We start from the raw sequence: 19,359 nt of genomic DNA, 5'->3' as shown, positions 1-19,359 counted from the left end.
AATGCGAGGATTAAAAATATCGCATACAATCGCAGTCATTTTATACCAAATATTAGGAATGCAGAGATTCGCTCTCTGACAAAATTAACTTTCCTTTAATGGATAACCATTCACCTAATTTCCTTGTAGAGCTCCTTAGAAACATTCTTTTTTATGGAAAAAACAAAGGCTAAATAAGAAATTTTTACTTAAAAATGGCTTAAATACTTCTCATTTAAGCTGACTTCCGATAATATATAGTTATCGGAAGTCAAGAAAAGCAGTTAGGAGAGGAACAAATGCTCGTTCCAGATCATAAAAATACCCCTGCATTTACAAAGCAGCAAATGGACAAAATAAACTATTATATCTCCCACTCGAAAAGTAATAATACGAAAAAAAGCTATTATGCAGATTGGAAGCATTTCACCGATTGGTGTGCCTTACATAATGTCTCCCCCCTCCCTGCCGAAGTGGAAACAATTTGCTTCTATTTAACAGAGCTAGCGGAATCACATAAATTCTCCACATTAAGAAGACGAATTGCATCTATCAGTGAAGCACATAAAATGAGCATGCATGTCAGTCCCACGAAAAGCTTAGAAGTGATTGCATTGATGGATGGGATACGAAGAGAAAAAGGATCACGGCAAAGACCGAAGAAAGCATTGATGCTCCAAAACCTGCCTGATTTAATAAGTGAGATAGATACTGCCACCTTAGCAGGAGTCCGCGACAAAGCAATTATCTTATTAGGCTTTGCCCTTGCCAGCAGACGGTCAGAGTTAGTGGCGATTAATGTCGATGATTTGGAATTTCATGATTTCGGCATGGACGTTAGTGTCCGTGACACGAAAACAAGAAATGATGATTTAATTAAAGGGGTTGTGTTTTCCAATAATGAATATTGCCCTGTCAAAGCAACAGAGGATTGGATCGAAACAGCAAAGCTTTTCAACGGCGCGTTGTTCCGCTCCATTGATCGCCATGGCAATATAAATGGAAGACTTAGTGATAAGTCGATTTCCTTAATCATTAAAAAGTATGTCGCCTTGGCCGGTATGGACCCAAGACAGTTTGGCGGACACAGCTTGCGAAGCGGCTTATCGACAAGTGCGGCGATGATGGGAATGACCGATATTGCGATCATGAAACAGACTGGCCATAAGACGAGAGAAATGGTCGATCGGTATGTACAGGCAGGGCAAAGATATCGTAATAATGCGAGCAGTGTGCTGCGAAATTTGTGAGGGTATATATAATTGAAGAAACTCGGATTTTTCCGGCGAATTTTTCATAAAAAAAGAGAAATTGAGTGGGCTCAATTTCTCTTTTAGTGTTACAATTCTGCACCGTTCGTCTTTATAACCTTCTTATACCAATAAAAGGAGTCCTTTTTAATTCTGTCATAAGAACCGTTTCCTAAATCATCTGCATCAACATAGATAAAGCCGTAACGTTTTGACATTTGTGAGGTAGACGCACTTACGATATCAATACAGCCCCATGGTGTATAGCCCAGCATTTCGACTCCTTCCTTGCAGGCGAGGTTCATTTGCTCAAAATGCTTTCGACAAATAGAAGGTGCAATGCTTGATAGATTGCTGCCTCTGCGTCTTTTTTACTCGCATACTTTTCTTCTACCACACCAACTGTTGTAAATGGATGTCTAAAAACACTGTCAATTTCATTAAAGGTTAGCCAGTACTTAACATACTCTCCAAAGTTTTTAAAGCATACCTTCGAATAGGTAACAAACATATCTACTACCTCACGGGAAACCCAGCCATCATAATGATTAACTAGATAGAGTGGCATCTCGTAATGAGACAGGGTAACAAGTGGTTCAATATTTCTTCTGCGCATTTCTTTAAAAAGACGTACATAGTAATCAATAGCCGCTTGAATCGGCTCTTCTTCTGTACCTGTTGGAAAAAGCCTCGTCCAAGCAATAGATACTCGCAAACATTTCATGCCTATTTCTTCCATTAATGCTAAATCCTCTTCATAGCGCTGATAAAAGTCAATGCCGTGTCTTTTCGGATAATAAACAGGACCATCTGTTTGCATGGCCTCTTCTATTTGTTCTGGACTAACATGCCACTGACTGACATAATCGCTTTTATCTATATTCGGCTTATACATTGCCACATCTGCCACAGACATTCCCTTACCGTCCTTATCCCAAGCACCTTCTGCTTGGTTTGCTGCAATCGCTCCACCCCATAAAAATCCCTTTGGAAAATAGCTTTTCTCTGTCATTTAAATCTCCACCATTTCATCTGCTGTTGGAAGCTCAATATCAGCACCAGCTGATGGCATATACTTCCCACACCAAACAGATATTCAGACACATGCAGTGCTTTATCAGATTATTATGGATATATTGGTTAGTAGATTTCGATATTATCGTAAGTTGGAAAGTGAAGAATAAATAAGTCTTATCTGTAATAAAAGAAGAACCAATTAACTAATTGGTTCTTTAAGATATTCGGAATGAAAATCTTTCATCCTTCAACTGTGTATTTATATCATGTATAGGATGTACAAAGGCTATGTCAAGGTGATGCGGAATAGGAGTAAAATATGTATAGAAAGCAGCCCCTCTCTTCTCTTCAAAAAGAGCGGCTACTTAATGAAAGGAAGCGAACCAAGTGGATTTGCCATACAAAAGGCGAATTGTATTTTTTGAACAGCATGTCCTCCATGCAATTCCCTAACATCATATGTAGACAACCTGGTTTGGTGCACAATATTAAATCAAAATTTCAGGAGACTTTTTTCTTGTGCTGATAAGTGTCAAATTAACTGGACAAGAACATGATAACGCTCACATTCTGTCTTTTTATTTTCAAAACGCTTGCCAAAAAACCAAATGACCTTAGCTTGAGCTAAGGTCATTGTTCTACATTGGTGATAACAGTTCAGTTTGAACTTTTTTTATTAGACAGCTACACTCTCATTCACAACCACTTTCTTTTCAACAGTAAACTGATCTAGTGCGTAATCGTCAATATCATAACCAAGTCCTGCTTGTTGTGGGACATCTACATAGGTGCCGTTTAATTCAATCGCTGGGTTAATGATATCTTGGTTGTAATAACGAGATGATGCTGCGATGTCGTTCGGCAGTGTGAAGCCTGATAATGTTGCCGCAGCGATGTTATGGGCACGTGCGATACCTGAATCTACCATGCCGCCGCACCATACTGGAATACCGTGGGACTCACAAAGTGCTTGGATTTTTTTCGCTTCTGTCAACCCGCCAACACGGCCTACTTTAATGTTGATGATACCGCAGCTTCCTAGTTCGATAGCTTTTCGTGCATCTTCAACTGTATTGATGCTTTCATCAAGACAGATTTTCGTATTGATTTGTGCTTGTAGTGTTGCATGGTCCACGATATCGTCATGATCAAGCGGCTGTTCGATCATGATTAAATCGAGTTTATCTAGCTCTTTGAATACCTCGATATCATCTAGTGTGTAAGCAGAGTTAGCGTCTGCCATCAGCATAATGTCGCTGAATTCTTCTCGAACAGCTTTCATAATTTCAACATCTTTGCCTGGTTTGATTTTAATTTTAACTCGTCTGTAGCCTTCATCTAAATAGCCTTGCACAACTTTAACCATTGTAGCAGCATCCTTTTGAATACCGATGCTGACCCCTGTTTCTACTTGTGATTTTGTTCCGCCAAGGAGCTGGTAAACTGGTTTGTTTTCGATTTTTGCATACAGATCCCAAAGCGCACAGTTAATAGATGATTTTGCTAAGTTATTTTTACGGATATGTTCAAAGATAGTGCTTGTTTCGTCAGGATGGGCAATATCTCCTTCTTTTAGCAATAATGGAATTAAGCAATCTTGTAATGCTGCCCAACAGCCATTTACAAACTCTTCGTTGTATAAAGGGAATTCAAATGCTGAGCATTCTCCATAACCAATTTTCCCTTCGCCATGAATCTCAACAATGATGCATTTTTTTGCAGTCATTGCAGCAAAGCTTGTTTCGAATGGTGCTTTTAACGGGATGTCTACTTTTCTTAACACAATTTTATCAATTTTCATGGTCATACACTCCTTAAGATTGTTTTTTTAAATAGTCTTTTAAGTTTGTTAATACGCGATTATTGTGCGTCAACAAGATGTCTTGCAGCTCGTCAAACTTGCCTTGTTGTATCAAATCAAGCATCTTTTCATGCTCCGAAATGGAGAGATTGATGCGATTTTCAAATGTAAAGTTAAGATTTTGGAACATTAACAACGGATATTTCAGCTTCAAGTAGAATTCTTGGAGAACATCACTATTGCTTAAACAAATCATATGATAGTGAAAGTTAAAGTTCATTAACGTATAGTCCACTTGATTTTTGACATTTTTCATTTGCTTTAATTCTTCTTGTAAAGAGTTAAATGAATAATCAGAAATATCAACTTGGTTTAAGCGGCGTATCGCCATTTGTTCGAGATTGTTTCTGATTTCAAAAATATCGTAAACATCTTGCGTCGAGAATTCTTTGACAAAGCTGCCTTTCCGCGGCTTTTTAACAGCAATTCCTTCCTGCTCGAGCCGGTATAATGCTTCTCTTACAGGCGAACGGCTGACAGAGAATTTATCCGCATAATCACTTTCCCGAATGCGGCTTCCTTGGGGCAATTCACCATTAATGATTTGATTGACCATATAATTAAAAATCTCATTGGGCAATTGTTGGGTTTGCAGTAACATCCTCTTCTTCCTTTCTTTTAGGTACAGCACGTAATGTTAATGAAACGATAAAGGAGAGGGCAACAGCAGCAATCAAGAACATAAACGCCGCATTGTATGAACCATTAAATAAATCTATTAAGAATCCAATTGCAAGCGGTGCAACAAAACCAGCGATCTGTCCGCCGAAATTAACAATTCCAGAAGCGGAACCAAACTTATCGGGTAAGATGAAGCTTGCAAGTAAAGCAAAGATAGAGCCAAAAGCAATGGATTTAAAGAAATACACTAGTATTTGAAAGATGATAACAGATGTTAATGTTTTAGAAGAATACATTCCATAAATAAGAACAGCTGTTAAAACAGACACAATACTAAGCAAGTACTTTTCTTTTTGCTGGAAGAACTTCATCATAAGCCATCCGCTCATTGCTGCCCCTAGACCTGCAGCAATAAATGGGAGCGGTACAAGAATCGAGATTGCCTTTAAGTCAACACCGCGAACATTAAGCAAGTAAGTTGGCATCCAAGAATCTAGCCCTTTGTTGACGATACTGACACCGAAACAAATGATTACTAACTGCCAGATGATGGTACTTTTTAATAGCTCTTTATAGCTTATTGAATTTTTAGCTTTAGCTTGCGTTGCGGCCGTAGTTTGCTTCATTGGGCGAAGCCAGAAGTAGTAAAAGACTGCAAATACGATACCGACAACTCCAATAATATAAAACGTGCTTCTCCAGCCGACAGCTAAGATTAATGGAGCAATAATCAGCGGTGCGATGGCACTTCCAACATAATTGGAAGACAGCATACCAGTTACTGCTTTTGGTCGCTGCGACTGTGGAAATACTTCAGACACTGCCTTCAAACTAGCTGTTGGATAAGCACCTTCACCAATCCCGAAAAGGATACGAATAAACAATAAGGAAACTAATGACCAGGCCATACCTGTCATCGCAGTGAAGAGCGACCATAACAGGATCGCGATAAGTGCAACGATATTCGAACCAAACTTATCGGCTAACCAGCCGCCTGGAATTTGCATTAACGCATAGCTGAAGAAGAAAACACTGACAACTAAACCGAGCTGGGTTGCATCAAGGTTGAATTCTGCTCCAATATACGTTAAAGCAAGTGAAATAGCGGCCCTGTCGATATAACAAATACAATAGCCTATGTACACAAGTGTAAATACAAAATATTTAGATCGAGTTCCCTTTAACGTACTCATTCGCCTTCACTCCGCCTTCTATTATTTTAGAAATCTCCGAGATTATATGATAAGTAGATTTAATGCCACTTTCAAAATTAACAAGCTTCAAGTTTTCATTCGGCGCATGATTCGCTTGATCGAAGTTAGCGTAAGGCACAATAAGAACAGGAACATTTAAAATATCTGTCCACACATAGTTTGGCAACGTTCCCGGCATAACTGGTTCTAAAATAGGTTTAATGCCAAAGCCTTGTTCAAGTGCTGCTAAAACAGGTTTCACAAAAATGGAATCAATATTTGTATTGGACGGAGGAGTGGATACCATTTTTAAAACAGAAACACCTTCAAGCGGTTCAATCATTTTTTCGATATTTTGATAAATTTCATCAGGATTTTGCTTCCCGACGAGACGCATGTCTAACTTCAGCAAAGCTTTTGACGGTATAACCGTTTTTGCGCCTGCATCTACATAACCACTATGGATACCGGAAATGTTTAAGGTTGGTTCATACATTAATTTCGTGAAGTATTCTTCTTGGGAGAGAGTCAGGTTTGGTAACCCGATCTTAGCTGCTAATGTTTCACTATCATAAGGAATGCGGTTTAAAATTGCTTTTTCTTGTTCATTCGGTGCTTGTACGCCTTTATAGAAATCTTTAATTGCCACCTTGCCGTCATCGCCCTGCATCTGTGACAATAATTCAACTAACTTCCACGCCGGATTTTTAATGATATTGCCTGTGTTGCCGGAATGATTATCCTGGCTCGCAGATACAGCTTCAAGCTCCACATATAACATGCCGCGAACACCAAGACGAAGCACAGGTGCGCCGCTTTCATGACAAGAGCCGTCGATTGAAATGGCAAGATCAGATTGTAAGATTCCATCTTTATGCTCTTCCACAAATGCTGCAAGGTTAGCACTGCCTTGCTCTTCTTCCCCTTCAAACACAAATTTCACATGAAAAGGAAGCTGTTTATGTATTTCTAAATAAGCCTTAATCCCAAGTAATTGCGCCATTAGCTGACCTTTATTATCACCAACACCACGGCCATACAAGCGGCCATCTCTAATACTTGGTTCAAATGGAGGGCTGACCCATGCATCAATTGGGTCTGGTGCCATCACATCATAATGACCATACAATAAGACCGTAAAATCCTGCTCCCCTTTAATTTCACCAAACACGATCGGGTGTCCAGCCGTTTGAATGACCTGTGTCTTTGCTTGCAGACTTTCTAGCAGCTCAGACACTTTCAGAACCGTCTCCTGCATCCCTTCACCGCTAGAGCTAATACTTTTTTGTTTAACTAATGCGATAAGCTCATCTATATTCTTCGTTCTGTTAGAATCAACAAATTCTTGAATATTGGTAGTTGCCACACGAAAACCTCCTTCTTCATTGTCGATTGTCGACAATTTCTAATCAATAAGTTACTACCTAGGGAAAGAGAAGTCAATATATTTTCAGAAAATTATTTATATTATATTTATTTATTATCAATGCTATTTTGAGATAAGGCTGGGAGGTTATTATTTTAAAATAGAAACTAAGTTTGCATGATTTTACAGAAAATGGAGAGATAAACAGTTTGTCCCACTTTTACCTAGTACAGAGTTTCTATAGTCTTACTTTATTGCTAATTCTTATTAATTTTTTGTTATTTTGGATGCGTAAAAATTACTGCATAGTATATGAGAAATAACTATAATTAAAGGACTCGTAGGGCTATACCTACTTAGTCTATCCTTCAATATTAAATTTCCCTTTGATTTTCAGAAGATATTCCTTTACCTTTTCTCTATTCTTTAGGCGTTTTTGTAAATACTCTTCACAGTCTTCTTTTAGATATCGATAAAACGTTTGGTATCTTGGTCGACAGCAGGATAATCAATGAAATAAATAATACCTTCTTCACCGAAGTAATCTTCTTCCCATTCTTCGTAATAACTCGCAAAAACATATCGCGTGTATTCGTCTCCATATCCGCATTCTTTGGAATACTGTTCTAATATAGTTAAGAATTCCCCATTTCCCATATGTCCATAATAAAATTTAATTAGCTGTCTTTGTTCTGCTTCTGATAATTCTTTCATATCTGTATCACCTAATTCTTTAACAATAGACGGGAAAAAGTTCTTAATAATACCTGTTCTTCAACTACTTCCCCTCTTTTTCTATGATAAATTTTCATTTGAATCCCTCTATTACCAAGGGTTAGAAACCAATTCTGGTCCCTTTTGGGTACGTAAAATTATTTTATCTGTTCGTTTGTTTATCCATTCTCGCAATAAAAACGCACCGTTACCTGTTTCTATTTGGATATCTGTGCGAATTGGTAAAAGATCTAATTGCTGCAGTACCTCTTCTGCCTCTGTGATCTCAATTGGATACAGTGCTAGTACTACAATATCTAAGTCGCTTGTTTCCTTTAAGGCTTGATATCCAGTCGCTATTTCAAAACCGGCACTGCCTGTCGGACCCCACTGCCAGTTGCCCATGATTTCTGCCACTTTATTGAAGCTTCTTAACACCGGCAATTCTCGTCTTTGTGCGTCTAATGAGTTCCAGCTTTTTTGTTCTGCTAGTTTGTATGGGGTAATAATCTCTTCTATTCCGTTGCGATGTAATAACGCTGCTTGCCGCTGATTACGTTGCTCCCCTCGGATACCTACAGGAATATAATCACTAGTTTGTTCCGCTCGGCGCACGACAACGAATGGGGCTTGCCTTAACGAGGCAGTGACCCATTCGTTGTCTTCCTTCCATTGCAGCTGTGATAAATCAGCTATTTTTATAAGATCATGTGGTTGAATTACCATTGCTGTCTCAACATTTCACGGACTTTAATCGTTGCAGCACGGCCGCCGTTTCTTGCTTCATCTGTTTGTAAACGGAAGCTTAAATCAGTCGCTGCATTCTTTGTGCTATTAATTGCTTCTGTTAAAGTTTGCTCTACTATTTCCATATCTTTTTCCGTTGGAGAATCCGCATCAATATTGGCAAGTAATTTATACAGCGGTCCTAATGATTGATAACTGCGAACATCATATGCCATTGAGGGCACGGATTTCGTTGCTTCTTCCAGCTTTTCAATTGTGCGTTTTGTAATTCTTGCTGCAGAGGCTTTTGACATTGCTTGAATGTTGATTTTGTCATCGTCAAGTGCAATTAACCGGTTAGACTGTAAGCCATGAGCTAAAAACCCGCCAGAGATAGCATTGCCGGCAATTAATCCAATAACAGGATGGCCCTTTTGCCGTGCTGTTGCATAAGCATCTGCGCTTGCTGCTAATGCTAAGCTGATACCAATCAGCTCTTCCTTATAGCCATACGCCTGACTCGGTACATCAATAATAGCGACAATCGGGCGTTTTGTTTCCTTGTCTGCATCTTGATGGATGACATCGCGTACTATTTGCGCAGCAGTCCAGCCCTCAAGCAGACCTACTTCCCCATTCCGAGCTCTAGGAAAATGATTATTAGCATCCGGTACAATTGCTATATAACGAGCAAGTTGGTCATTCTTAGTTACATCAGCAGCTAGAATGGATGGTGTTGCACTAGTCGGATGTGTGATACCTGTTAATGCAGAAAACCATTTATAGCCTCTTGATTGTGACATAGCACTAACTCCTGCTGTTGCCATTGGCACAGACTGCTTCACTGCCTTATGCTGGTTGTAATACTCAGCATATCGTTTTGGACTCCATTCTATTGCAGTATCCATTTCTTTTAATAAAGAAAGATGAAAGTCGACTTGTTCTGTTTTGGCCGATTTTTTTCCCGCTGAAAACGCCGCTTTAATAGCAGCGACAATCGACTCAACATCGTCCTTCACTACTTCCTCCAGCAACCCTGTTCTCTCCCGCTGACTAGCACCAATCGTATTCCAAATCAATGCTTTATCACTTGAATCAAATTCCATGACACCAGCTTCTTGTTCAATAACCTCTGGTCCATTCAGACCTAACCGTGCTTTATTTGTTGCAAGCAATGTTGTACATAGTTCGGCGACAATGGACATGCCTCCGAAAGCGCCGACTCTCCCTGGAATTAGTCCAACAACAGGAACGTATTGACGTAAGGCTACAATCTGATTGCAGATTTCGGAAATGGACAATAATCCGTAATTCGCTTCCTGCAGACGGACGCCGCCTGTATCAAATAAGATAATTGGATAAACAGGGTTGCCTTGTTTATTCTCTTCAAGGGCCAATTCCAGTGCGCCAGCAATCTTCGCACCGCTCACTTCACCAATGCCGCCGCCTTGAAACGCACCTTCTAACGAAATAACGACAACATCCTTTTGATTAATTTGTCCACGAGCAACGATAACGCCATCATCACTTTGCGGAACAATTCCTTGTGGCTCTAAATGGGGTGACTGCATTTTATCGAGCGGTCCCAGCAGCTCGCGGAATGTACCTTTGTCCACTAATGCTTGTGCCCGCTCACGGCCATTTAATTCTACTAAACTATTCCGCAAAGCCGATCACCTCCAATGCTTGTGTAAGCCTTAACTGCACAACGCCTGGTGTTGCACCGAAATCATGGATTGTTATATTTGCGGTAATAGGGTAGCGATTGAAAAAACGTTCCAATACATTGCCCCATACTTCACCAAATCCATCACTGCCGGTGAGCACGCTGACTTCTGTTTTTGTTCCCTCTGCTGGCTCTAGAATGATTTCCAAATCTCCTGAACCGACAACACCTATATGTGCTGCAGTTTGAATCGGTTTAGAAGTTTCAAAGTGAAACTGTAGTTTTTCCATAGATGAACACCTCCGTAATTAACTGACTAAAAATAGTGTTGCTGCTAATAAATCGGCGCTGCCTCCCGGCGATAGGCGCTTTGTTTTACAGTAATCAGATAAGCATTGGAAAATCTCTCTTCCCTTAGTGGTTGTGAACCCATCCCAAAGTAAAAATTCTCCTGCCATCGTTTTTATTGCAACTAAATCCGCCCAATCTCCACGGTGTAATATACATGTATCATCGACGGTTGCCATTAAAGCCAGCAATGCTTCTATTTGTACTTCCTCTTCTGGCTTTCCTGCAGCCCGAGCTTTAAGTAAGGCAAGTAAAGATGCATCACGGATATGAGGGAAACCGAATTGTGCTTCTTCTTGTGCCCCCATAACTGCATACTTCTTTTTTACTGCCTGTCCATGGGTTTGATTATTTGGTGTGAACCTGTCTTTAAAGGAAGCAATTTTTCCTGCCGTTTGTAATATCTTAATAGGGTTCTTTTCCTCTGGAAGAGAAGACTTTGCACTAACCAATAACCCCAATGCCCAAATCGCACCTTTATGTGTATTGATGCCATTAGTAGCAGAAAGCATCGCCTGCTCCCCTTGTCTTCCTATGGCTGCTATTTTCTCACGAAGCTTTTGATTCACAGGATGAAGATAAGAAACGAAAGCAATCTCTCTAAATGTTCCTTCTAATGCTTTTGCTGATTTCAGCATGAGTTCAAGGGACATATCAGCATGGGAGCCGTTATTGTTTGCATCTACTAATCCTGGCTTAGGGGTGAGCATTGCTTCATCGATTAACGCTTTTACTGCTTTTAAAGCTAATTCCTCTACAAGTGCTGCAGATTTAACTGCCAGCATATTAAGACCAGCTCCGGAATTTTGCAGGCGGCACGTAAAGACCTTCTGACCACTCTACTAAATCACTAACAGACCTTGCAGCAAGAAGAGAGCGTTTTGCTTGCTGTCTGGCAATGCCAAGATCCTCTGGATAGGCGACAATGCCTTGGTCTCTCAGGCTCCTAACATCTTTTTCTTTGCTATCCATCCCTAATGGCGTTACACCTGCGATTGCGGCAAGGGCTTTTTTCCGTTCTTCTAAGCTGTCAGACTTATAAAGATACGCGATGCCTTCTTCTGTAATAACATGAGTAACATCATCGCCATAAATCATCGTTGGTGTAACCTGAAGTCCTGATTGTGTTTTTACTTGAATAGCATCTAAAGAATCAACAAACACTGGCTTTTTATTAGCACCGAATGTTTCAACCATTTGCACAACAAGCTTACGGCCTTTTGCTAGCTCATGCGGTTTTTCAATCATATCAAGCCATGCTGGTGTAGCATGTCTTCGTCCCCTTGGATCATGCCCCATGTTAGGTGCACCACCAAAACCTGCTAAACGACCTGAAGTTACCGTTGAGGAATTAGCTTGTGCGTCCATTTGCAGTGTTGAACCGATAAACATATCAACCGCAAATTGTCCTGCAACTTGGCATAATGCACGGTTAGAGCGCATCGAACCATCTTTGCCGACGAAAAAGATATCAGGTCGAGCTGCAATATAGTTCTCCATGCCGACTTCACTGCCAAAGCTGTGGACACTTTCGACCCAGCCGCTTTCAATTGCCGGTATTAATGTTGGATGAGGATTTAACGCCCAATGTCTAGCAATTTTTCCTTTTAAACCGAGCTGTTCCCCGTATGTTGGCAGCAACAGCTCGATGGCAGCTGTATTAAAGCCAATCCCATGATTTAAGGACTGAACATTATGTTTTCCATATACCCCTTTAATGGCCATCATGCCCATCAGCACTTGTAATTCGGTAATGTTTTGCGGATCTCGTGTGAAAAGCGCTTCAATGACATATGGCTTATCAGCTTTTACTACCACATCAACCCATGACCCTGGTATATCAACACGAGGCAATTCATCCACAATGTCATTAACCTGCACAATAACAATGCCATCTTTAAAGGCAGCTGCTTCTACAATCGTTGGTGTCTCTTCTGTATTATTACCTGTATACAAGTTTCCGTCCTTATCTGCTTTATCTGCCGCAACTAAAACAACATCCGGGATTAAATCAATAAACAGACGTCCAAATAACTCTAAATAGGTATGTATATCGCCAAGCTTTAACGTTCCATCTTCAATCATTTGTGCAACACGCAAGCTTTGCGAACCAGAGTAGGAAAAATCGATTTTTGAAGCGATTCCGTATTCAAATATATCTAAATGTTCAGGCATTGAGATGCTCGACATGATCATATGCAGCTCATTTACCTTGGCAGGGTCTACTTCTAACAGTTTTTTAGACAGGAATGACGCCTGCTTTTGATTATCTCCTTCTAACACTACTCTTGAGCCTGGTTCAATCAGTAATTCCATCAGCTCTACAATCCGAGAGGTGTCTACAAATTTTCCGTCCAGCAAGCGGCTTGCTTTATCTAATTTCGCTCGTTTTTTATCACGCTTTTGCGTCCATTTATTCACTCTGCTTGCTCCTTCCATTTATTAATTAAATAACATGTTGCTTCCAGACCGACTTCATCGACAGCGATTTGCCGTGTTGTTCCATGTGCTTGCTTAACAAGATTCGTTAATACATTACCAGGCGGCATTTCAACAAAAGTATCCGCACCAGACTCAACACATATCTCAGCCATGTCATGCCAGCGCACAGGATAGGCTACATTTAAAGCCAAGTCTTCTGCGATTTTATCTTTTTGTCTTATAACTCTTCCAGTGTGATTTGCCAAATAAGGAATTTTCGGATTATTTAAAGTAAATGTACCTACTAACTCCAGCAGTTCTCGTGAAACATCAGCCATTAATGGACAGTGCGATGGGATTGCTACTTTAAGCACTGTTGTTTTTCTGGCACCAAGATCTTGCGCATGTTTGAATGCTGTATGTATTCCTTTCAGAGTTCCAGAAACGGCAATCTGCAGTTCTGAGTTAAGATTGGAAAGAAACACAGGTGATGCTTGCGTATGTGAAAGTTCAACTGCCTTTTTCACTTCACGCTCCGTAAGTCCGCTGATTACACCCATTCCATAACCTTCTGGATATGCTTCCTCCGTTCGTTTTGCCCGCTGATATACTAGTTTAATAGCATCGTCAAAAGTCAATACACCAGCAATAACCGCTGCCGCAAATGCACCAATCGAATGTCCAGCCACAAACTGCGGAGTAATCCCTTTTTCCATTAACTCTCTCGCAGCCGCTACTCCTTTCACAAATAGAGCTAACTGCACCCAAAAAGTCGACTGAAAAGCCTCCTCATCATCACGCAAAGTAATTCCGATACTCTCTTTCACCTTATTCACATAGTCTGGCACATCACTCAGCATTCCAGGAACTTGTGCTCCTTGCCCTGGAAAGGTAAAGACAATATTCATGCTTTTCGCTCCTAAAAGTTTATACAATTCTTTACAATCTTTATTTTAATGTGTTTCAATTAAAAATAAAAATATATTTTCGGCCACTATTAATAACCAAATGGTTATAAGGAGATTATTACATATGGATTTACTGCAGTTAAGATATTTCCAAGTAACAGCAAAGCATGAAAATATCACCCATGCTGCCAATGAACTATTAATATCACAGCCTGCCCTCAGTAAAATGATTCGGAAGCTTGAGACAGAACTAGATATGCAGCTGTTTGATCGAAAAGGAAAAAATATCTTTCTCAATACAGCTGGCGAAAAGTTTTTAAAGTGGGTAAATCTATCACTCTACGCCCTTGAACAAGGTGTTTCAGAAATGAAAGACATTAAAAATGGGCAAATGGATACGATTACCCTTTATGTAACAGTTGGTTCGATGCTGCTGCCGAAGCTACTTCAGCAGTTTCGAACTAAGTTTCCAAAAACACGCTTTAATCTAACACAGCATACGAATAAAAGTATTACCTATAATTTTGCGATTACATCTGAGCCATTAGAAGGCAATGAGCACATCGTTTTACTGGAAGAAGAAATATTACTGGGTGTTCCTATCTCCCATCCGCTAAGCCATTTAGACTCTGTTTCTTTAAAGGACTTAGAAAAAGAAAAGTTTATCAGCTTAACGAGTGGAAAACCATTGCGGCACACAACCAATAAATTTTTTGAACAAGTCCATTACGAACCAGATATTATTTTCGAAAGTGATGATCCAGCTACAGTTAGAGGACTAATTCAAGAAGGATTAGGCATCTCCTTCATCCCTTCAATCCTGTGGAAAAATGTCAGGCAGGATCCCCTTAAACTGCTGCATATAAGGGAACCTGAATGTAAACGGACGATTTATTTATGTTTTCCAAGCGGGCATTCGTTTACCAATGTGGAGAAGTCACTATTCGATTTTCTCGTTGGTTTTTTTGAAGAACAGATTGATGAATCACAAGGTCATTGAAGCTTTTAACCTTCAATGACTTTTATTATGTTGAAATATGTAGATATTTATCTGTTAACTTACAAGGAAATGCTTGTTTTTGTCAAATATTATCAGAATTTTTATATAAATAAGTGTTGTTTCCTTATTTTCACAGTGTTAACATTACTTTTGTAAGCGATTCCAAAAAATAAGGAGGAGTTAGATGACTCAATTATCTGGAGTGCTAAAAGAAAAGGTGGAAAGATTCCTAAACGGCCAGAAAAAACTATTTATTAACGGTGAATTTGTTGAAAGTACCTCACAAAAAACCTTCGATACATACAACCCGGCAACTGGAGAGGTTTTAGCGACTGTTTTCGAGGCAGGCCCAGAAGACATCGACCGTGCCGTCAAAGCAGCCCGCAAAGCATTCGATGAAGGCCCATGGTCCAAAATCAGTGCATCAGAGAGAAGCCGCCTCATGTACAAACTCGCAGATTTAATGGAAGAAAACAGCGCCGAGCTAGCCCAGCTCGAAACATTAGATAACGGCAAACCAATCCGCGAAACAACCAATGCCGATATCCCGCTGGCAGTCGAGCATATGCGCTACTACGCAGGCTGGTCCACAAAAATCGTCGGCCAGACAATCCCAGTCAGCGGACCATTCCTAAACTACACACGCCATGAAGCAGTCGGAGTCGTCGGGCAAATCATTCCATGGAACTTCCCGCTCCTAATGGCCATGTGGAAGCTCGGCGCCGCACTCGCAACAGGCTGTACCGTCGTCCTAAAACCAGCTGAACAAACACCACTGTCAGCCCTTTACCTCGCAGAATTAATCCAACAAGCCGGCTTCCCAGAAGGAGTCGTCAACATCGTCCCAGGCTTCGGCGAAACAGCAGGCCAGCCGCTAGTAGATCATCCATTAGTAGATAAAATTGCCTTTACCGGTTCGACTGAAGTCGGAAAACTAATTATGGCAAATGCCTCTAAAACATTAAAACGTGTTACATTGGAGCTAGGCGGTAAATCACCGAATATCATCTTGCCTGATGCTGATTTATCGAAGGCAATTCCTGGTGCCCTAAACGGGGTTATGTTTAACCAAGGCCAAGTTTGCTGTGCAGGTTCCCGCGTGTTTATCCAAAAGAAACACTTCGATAATGTGGTTGCTGATATGGCATCCCATGCTAAAAATATTCAACAAGGTGCTGGTATTCATGCAGATACAGAAATCGGCCCGCTAGTTTCTGTTGAGCAGCAGAATCGCGTACTTGGTTATATTGAAAAAGGGTTGAATGAAGGTGCACAGCTAGTTGTTGGTGGTACTAAGCCACAGGAACAGGGCTACTTCGTTTCCCCTACAATATTTGCTGATGTGCGAGATGAAATGACGATTGCGAAGGAAGAGATCTTTGGTCCGGTTATTTCAGCGATGCCATATGATGATTTGGATGAGTTGATTAACCGTGCTAATAGCAGTGAGTATGGCTTAGCAGCAGGTGTGTGGACGCAGAATGTTGGAAAAGCACATTATATTGCGAGCAAGCTCCGTGCAGGGACTGTTTGGGTGAATTGTTATAATACGTTTGATGCTGCTTCTCCGTTTGGAGGGTATAAGCAGTCTGGTATTGGGCGTGAGATGGGGTCCTATGCGCTTGAGAATTATACGGAGGTTAAGAGTGTTTGGGTTTCTTTGGATTAAGGTTTTAATTGTTATATGTTTGGAAGGTACTGGTTTCAGTACCTTCCAAACATTTTTTTCTGCTACTGGCTTTCTTAAGCTTCCTCTTTCTCATTGTTAATTTTATTCAACATGATACAAGCTGCGGCAGTAATAGCAAGAGGAATAAATGCTTCATAAACCTCTGACAAATCATCTTTAATAGCGTAAACTATTAATACTAAAATGGAAACCATCACATATAGAAGTATTAAAATCCTATTCATGACAAATCTATGTTTATTTTTCATATTTGCCCTCTCTTAATACAAAAATAATTTAAAATTTATCTTTTTTGTAGAAAAGTTAAAGACTTAAAAATACTAAACATTGTTGCTTTTGGTAGTTTAATTATTAGTTTGGCCACTAGTAACAATACAAAGTACTTCTTTGATTGTTTAATAACAATTTAGCAGGACATAACAAAGACAGCTTTTGTTACTGTGTTTTATCATTATAAAGTAAAAAAGTCCTGTGAAGTCGTGAGCAATAACAGGTAAGGTATTTACCTACTTAATAATTACTGGTTATTCTATACCGGTAGTTTTTACTTACCGATCGCCACTTGATGGAACAAAGGTATCCACCACATGATTAACCATTTCATCGTACTTTTCTTTCTGGCTAGCTGGGTATGTTAGCTTTACTGTTGAGATGACACCAGCTTGCAGCTTGCTCTTCTGATACACGATATTATCATTTGCATCTATAAAAGATACGATAAAGTAATTGTCCCCTCTTTTTTGTAAGGCAATAGGATTTACTGCATCATCTGTAGAAAATTCATAGTAAGATTGGAGATTATCCTGTAAAACATCAAAACTTCCATATGCTGAAATCTCAGCTTCCCCATTACTAAATCCTAATCCATCACCATTATCTGGTGCCCGTCCTGCTTTAAATGTATCAGGATACTGAACAATAAAACCAAAACGTGCATTTTCATAGCTCATGTAGTTGAATTCCTCAAGCATGGCATTTTGGCTGATAGCTGTAGTTGTGTTTACACCGTTTTCAGAAAAGTTGTTTTGATCTTCCGTTTGTTGAGGAGTGCTTGTACTTTCTGCAGCCGCATTCTCCGTAGTTTCTTCGGTTTGTTCTTCAGTGTCAGCACTTTCCTTAGATAGAGTCTTCTCTTTCACTTCATTTTCCATACTTTTCTTAGACACTGCCTCTGCTTTCGTTTCTTTAGTCTTGCTTGCTTCTCCGTTATCGGTAGATTCACTGCATCCAACAAGCAACAACAGTGGTAGAGCTAAGACGCTTGTGAATCTAACTATTTTCTTTTTCATCTGTGTTGGTTCCCCCTCAATTATGTACTTCATTATTATACCTATCTATACAATATTTGGGTATATCCACAAATCACTTTATCCTACGGATGTCTTTTATTTCCTTTACTAGTTTAAGATCATCCTGCTAATTAACCATTTCCCCTTATTCTATTTATTTCACATTAATAGATTATTCCTTTTAACTATTAGAATTTCCCTAAAGTTAGGAAATTTATCTTAAAAAATAATGAACATTCAATGGAAATTCCTTAGTCAATACATAAGGTTCTTAGCCCGCATATTTTAAATATGCAATAAAAAAATGCCGAAATCTATTATATCGGCATCCTTAAAATCAGATAAATTATTATATGTTTTATTCTTTATCTAAGGTGGATAAAAGTAGTCGTTCGAACGTTTTCTTTATAAGCAACAAAGTAGAATCACCTTTAACTTGTTCGATAGAGCTAATAAAATGTTCCACTATTGTATCATCCACTTGGGCAATTGGTTCTGGAAAGTATATTACACCTTCTTTTTCCATTGCTTTGCGACATGTATAAGCAACTGTATCAATAATGCAATTCCAGGCAGCACTATCTTTCTCATTTTTGGACATTTCTTGAATAATTGTTATGCCATTCTCATCATCGTCTAATAGATCATAAAGTTCGTAACCAATTTCTTCGTTGTTTTTTACCCATTCCAAACATTTTGAAAGAGCATTTTGTGCTAGCTGTCTATCTTCAATCTGTGAAAAGTCACTTAAAATTTCTTTTGATAGCAGAATAAAAAAGAGTACTTTTCCTTCATCTGTTAAATGGCTAAATGTATGTTCTTCCATAGTAAATCCCTACCAATCATTCACTTCACTACAGCATAAAATTTAAAATCCGTAAATTGCCATTCTTTTCACTACTATTCACTTTTTTCTTATCTCCAACGCCAATTTATATCCCCATCTGGATAAACAGCAGGAATCTCAATTCCTTCTTTATTCCCCTGATCATCAGCAATATACCAATTGCTTTCATCTAACCATTCTGCATCAAATTGGCCTTCATCAAACACATTGTCTTCATTCGTAAGAGCCTCAAAAAATGTTTTATACTTTTCATAATTTCCTGTCGGTTTGAATATTCCATATACCCAAGAACCTTCTCTATTTGCATCCAGAATGTCGCCTATGTATTTCTCTTTAAAGTATAACTTCATTTTACACCCTTCTTCTTCATTATCGAGACAAATTAGTAAGAATTTTTTAGATGAGTAATCAAACTCCAGAATATAGTTACTGATGGATGTGGTTATTTCAAGTGTTATCAATA

18 protein-coding genes and 1 pseudogene are annotated in these 19,359 nt (G+C 39.4%); 3 read left to right on the top strand and 16 right to left on the bottom strand.

Features of this window, described 5'->3' with window-relative positions; genetic code table 11:
- The first annotated feature begins 278 nt into the window (after window positions 1-278).
- On the top strand, window positions 279-1,229 hold the full coding sequence (locus ACLIJJ_RS25785) for a site-specific integrase (RefSeq protein WP_233315258.1): 951 nt from the start codon (window positions 279-281) through the stop codon (window positions 1,227-1,229).
- A gap of 89 nt (window positions 1,230-1,318) precedes the next feature.
- Here ACLIJJ_RS25785 and ACLIJJ_RS25780 read toward each other — a convergent pair.
- From ACLIJJ_RS25780 to ACLIJJ_RS25725, 12 genes and pseudogenes are all read right to left on the bottom strand, one after another.
- Window positions 1,319-2,241: pseudogene (locus ACLIJJ_RS25780) on the bottom strand (glycoside hydrolase family 1 protein).
- A 681-nt stretch (window positions 2,242-2,922) separates the two neighbouring features.
- Window positions 2,923-4,047, bottom strand: a complete 1,125-nt coding sequence (menC, locus tag ACLIJJ_RS25775; protein ID WP_233315257.1) for an o-succinylbenzoate synthase — start codon at window positions 4,045-4,047, stop codon at window positions 2,923-2,925.
- A gap of 13 nt (window positions 4,048-4,060) precedes the next feature.
- A complete protein-coding gene (locus ACLIJJ_RS25770) occupies window positions 4,061-4,708 on the bottom strand; it encodes a GntR family transcriptional regulator (RefSeq protein WP_411411905.1) in 648 nt (215 codons plus the stop codon).
- The gene (locus ACLIJJ_RS25765; protein WP_341080870.1) at window positions 4,677-5,921 is read right to left on the bottom strand and encodes an MFS transporter; all 1,245 of its coding nucleotides are present in this window, start codon (window positions 5,919-5,921) and stop codon (window positions 4,677-4,679) included. The genes ACLIJJ_RS25770 and ACLIJJ_RS25765 overlap by 32 nt, the downstream gene beginning before the upstream one ends.
- Window positions 5,893-7,287 carry a M20/M25/M40 family metallo-hydrolase gene (locus ACLIJJ_RS25760; RefSeq protein ID WP_233315254.1) on the bottom strand — a complete coding sequence of 465 codons (1,395 nt, stop codon included), beginning with the start codon at window positions 7,285-7,287 and terminating at the stop codon, window positions 5,893-5,895. The genes ACLIJJ_RS25765 and ACLIJJ_RS25760 overlap by 29 nt, the downstream gene beginning before the upstream one ends.
- Before the next feature lie 462 nt (window positions 7,288-7,749).
- Window positions 7,750-8,001, bottom strand: a complete 252-nt coding sequence (gene cdiI, locus ACLIJJ_RS25755; protein WP_411411904.1) for a ribonuclease toxin immunity protein CdiI — start codon at window positions 7,999-8,001, stop codon at window positions 7,750-7,752.
- A 111-nt stretch (window positions 8,002-8,112) separates the two neighbouring features.
- Window positions 8,113-8,727 (bottom strand): malonate decarboxylase holo-ACP synthase, encoded by a 615-nt coding sequence (locus ACLIJJ_RS25750; RefSeq protein WP_411411903.1) that lies wholly within the window; start codon window positions 8,725-8,727, stop codon window positions 8,113-8,115.
- Window positions 8,721-10,394: a biotin-independent malonate decarboxylase subunit beta gene (gene mdcD, locus ACLIJJ_RS25745; RefSeq protein WP_411411902.1), complete on the bottom strand. Its 1,674-nt coding sequence runs from the start codon at window positions 10,392-10,394 to the stop codon at window positions 8,721-8,723. The genes ACLIJJ_RS25750 and mdcD overlap by 7 nt, the downstream gene beginning before the upstream one ends.
- Window positions 10,384-10,683: a malonate decarboxylase subunit delta gene (locus ACLIJJ_RS25740; protein WP_341080877.1), complete on the bottom strand. Its 300-nt coding sequence runs from the start codon at window positions 10,681-10,683 to the stop codon at window positions 10,384-10,386. The genes mdcD and ACLIJJ_RS25740 overlap by 11 nt, the downstream gene beginning before the upstream one ends.
- A gap of 18 nt (window positions 10,684-10,701) precedes the next feature.
- A complete protein-coding gene (locus ACLIJJ_RS25735; RefSeq protein ID WP_411411901.1) occupies window positions 10,702-11,526 on the bottom strand; it encodes a triphosphoribosyl-dephospho-CoA synthase in 825 nt (274 codons plus the stop codon).
- A gap of 1 nt (window position 11,527) precedes the next feature.
- Window positions 11,528-13,180, bottom strand: coding sequence for a malonate decarboxylase subunit alpha (gene mdcA / locus ACLIJJ_RS25730; RefSeq protein WP_411411900.1), 1,653 nt, complete (start codon window positions 13,178-13,180; stop codon window positions 11,528-11,530).
- Window positions 13,159-14,070 (bottom strand): ACP S-malonyltransferase, encoded by a 912-nt coding sequence (locus tag ACLIJJ_RS25725; RefSeq protein ID WP_233315247.1) that lies wholly within the window; start codon window positions 14,068-14,070, stop codon window positions 13,159-13,161. Before ACLIJJ_RS25725 ends, mdcA begins: the two co-directional genes overlap by 22 nt.
- 124 nt (window positions 14,071-14,194) lie before the next feature.
- Between ACLIJJ_RS25725 and ACLIJJ_RS25720 the strand changes: the two genes are divergently transcribed.
- A complete protein-coding gene (locus ACLIJJ_RS25720) occupies window positions 14,195-15,070 on the top strand; it encodes a LysR family transcriptional regulator (protein ID WP_341080883.1) in 876 nt (291 codons plus the stop codon).
- A 184-nt stretch (window positions 15,071-15,254) separates the two neighbouring features.
- Window positions 15,255-16,739: an aldehyde dehydrogenase family protein gene (locus tag ACLIJJ_RS25715; protein ID WP_233315245.1), complete on the top strand. Its 1,485-nt coding sequence runs from the start codon at window positions 15,255-15,257 to the stop codon at window positions 16,737-16,739.
- A gap of 74 nt (window positions 16,740-16,813) precedes the next feature.
- Here ACLIJJ_RS25715 and ACLIJJ_RS25710 read toward each other — a convergent pair whose 3' ends face one another.
- From ACLIJJ_RS25710 to ACLIJJ_RS25695, 4 genes are all read right to left on the bottom strand, one after another.
- Entirely contained in the window at window positions 16,814-16,984 is a 171-nt protein-coding gene (locus tag ACLIJJ_RS25710) for a hypothetical protein (RefSeq protein WP_411411899.1), read from the bottom strand.
- Window positions 16,985-17,308: 324 nt separating this feature from the next.
- On the bottom strand, window positions 17,309-18,049 hold the full coding sequence (locus ACLIJJ_RS25705) for a hypothetical protein (protein ID WP_233315243.1): 741 nt from the start codon (window positions 18,047-18,049) through the stop codon (window positions 17,309-17,311).
- A 358-nt stretch (window positions 18,050-18,407) separates the two neighbouring features.
- The gene (locus ACLIJJ_RS25700) at window positions 18,408-18,875 is read right to left on the bottom strand and encodes an Imm6 family immunity protein (protein ID WP_411411898.1); all 468 of its coding nucleotides are present in this window, start codon (window positions 18,873-18,875) and stop codon (window positions 18,408-18,410) included.
- Window positions 18,876-18,964: 89 nt separating this feature from the next.
- Complete coding sequence (locus ACLIJJ_RS25695; protein ID WP_411411897.1) at window positions 18,965-19,246, bottom strand: hypothetical protein; 282 nt, start codon at window positions 19,244-19,246, stop codon at window positions 18,965-18,967.
- Window positions 19,247-19,359 lie beyond the last annotated feature (113 nt).

This window comes from Niallia laureatilytica (assembly GCF_046613985.1).
Lineage (GTDB): Bacteria > Bacillota > Bacilli > Bacillales > Cytobacillaceae > Niallia.
Note: the sequence above shows the minus strand (reverse complement) of the source record. Positions and strands in the feature narration are given on the sequence as shown.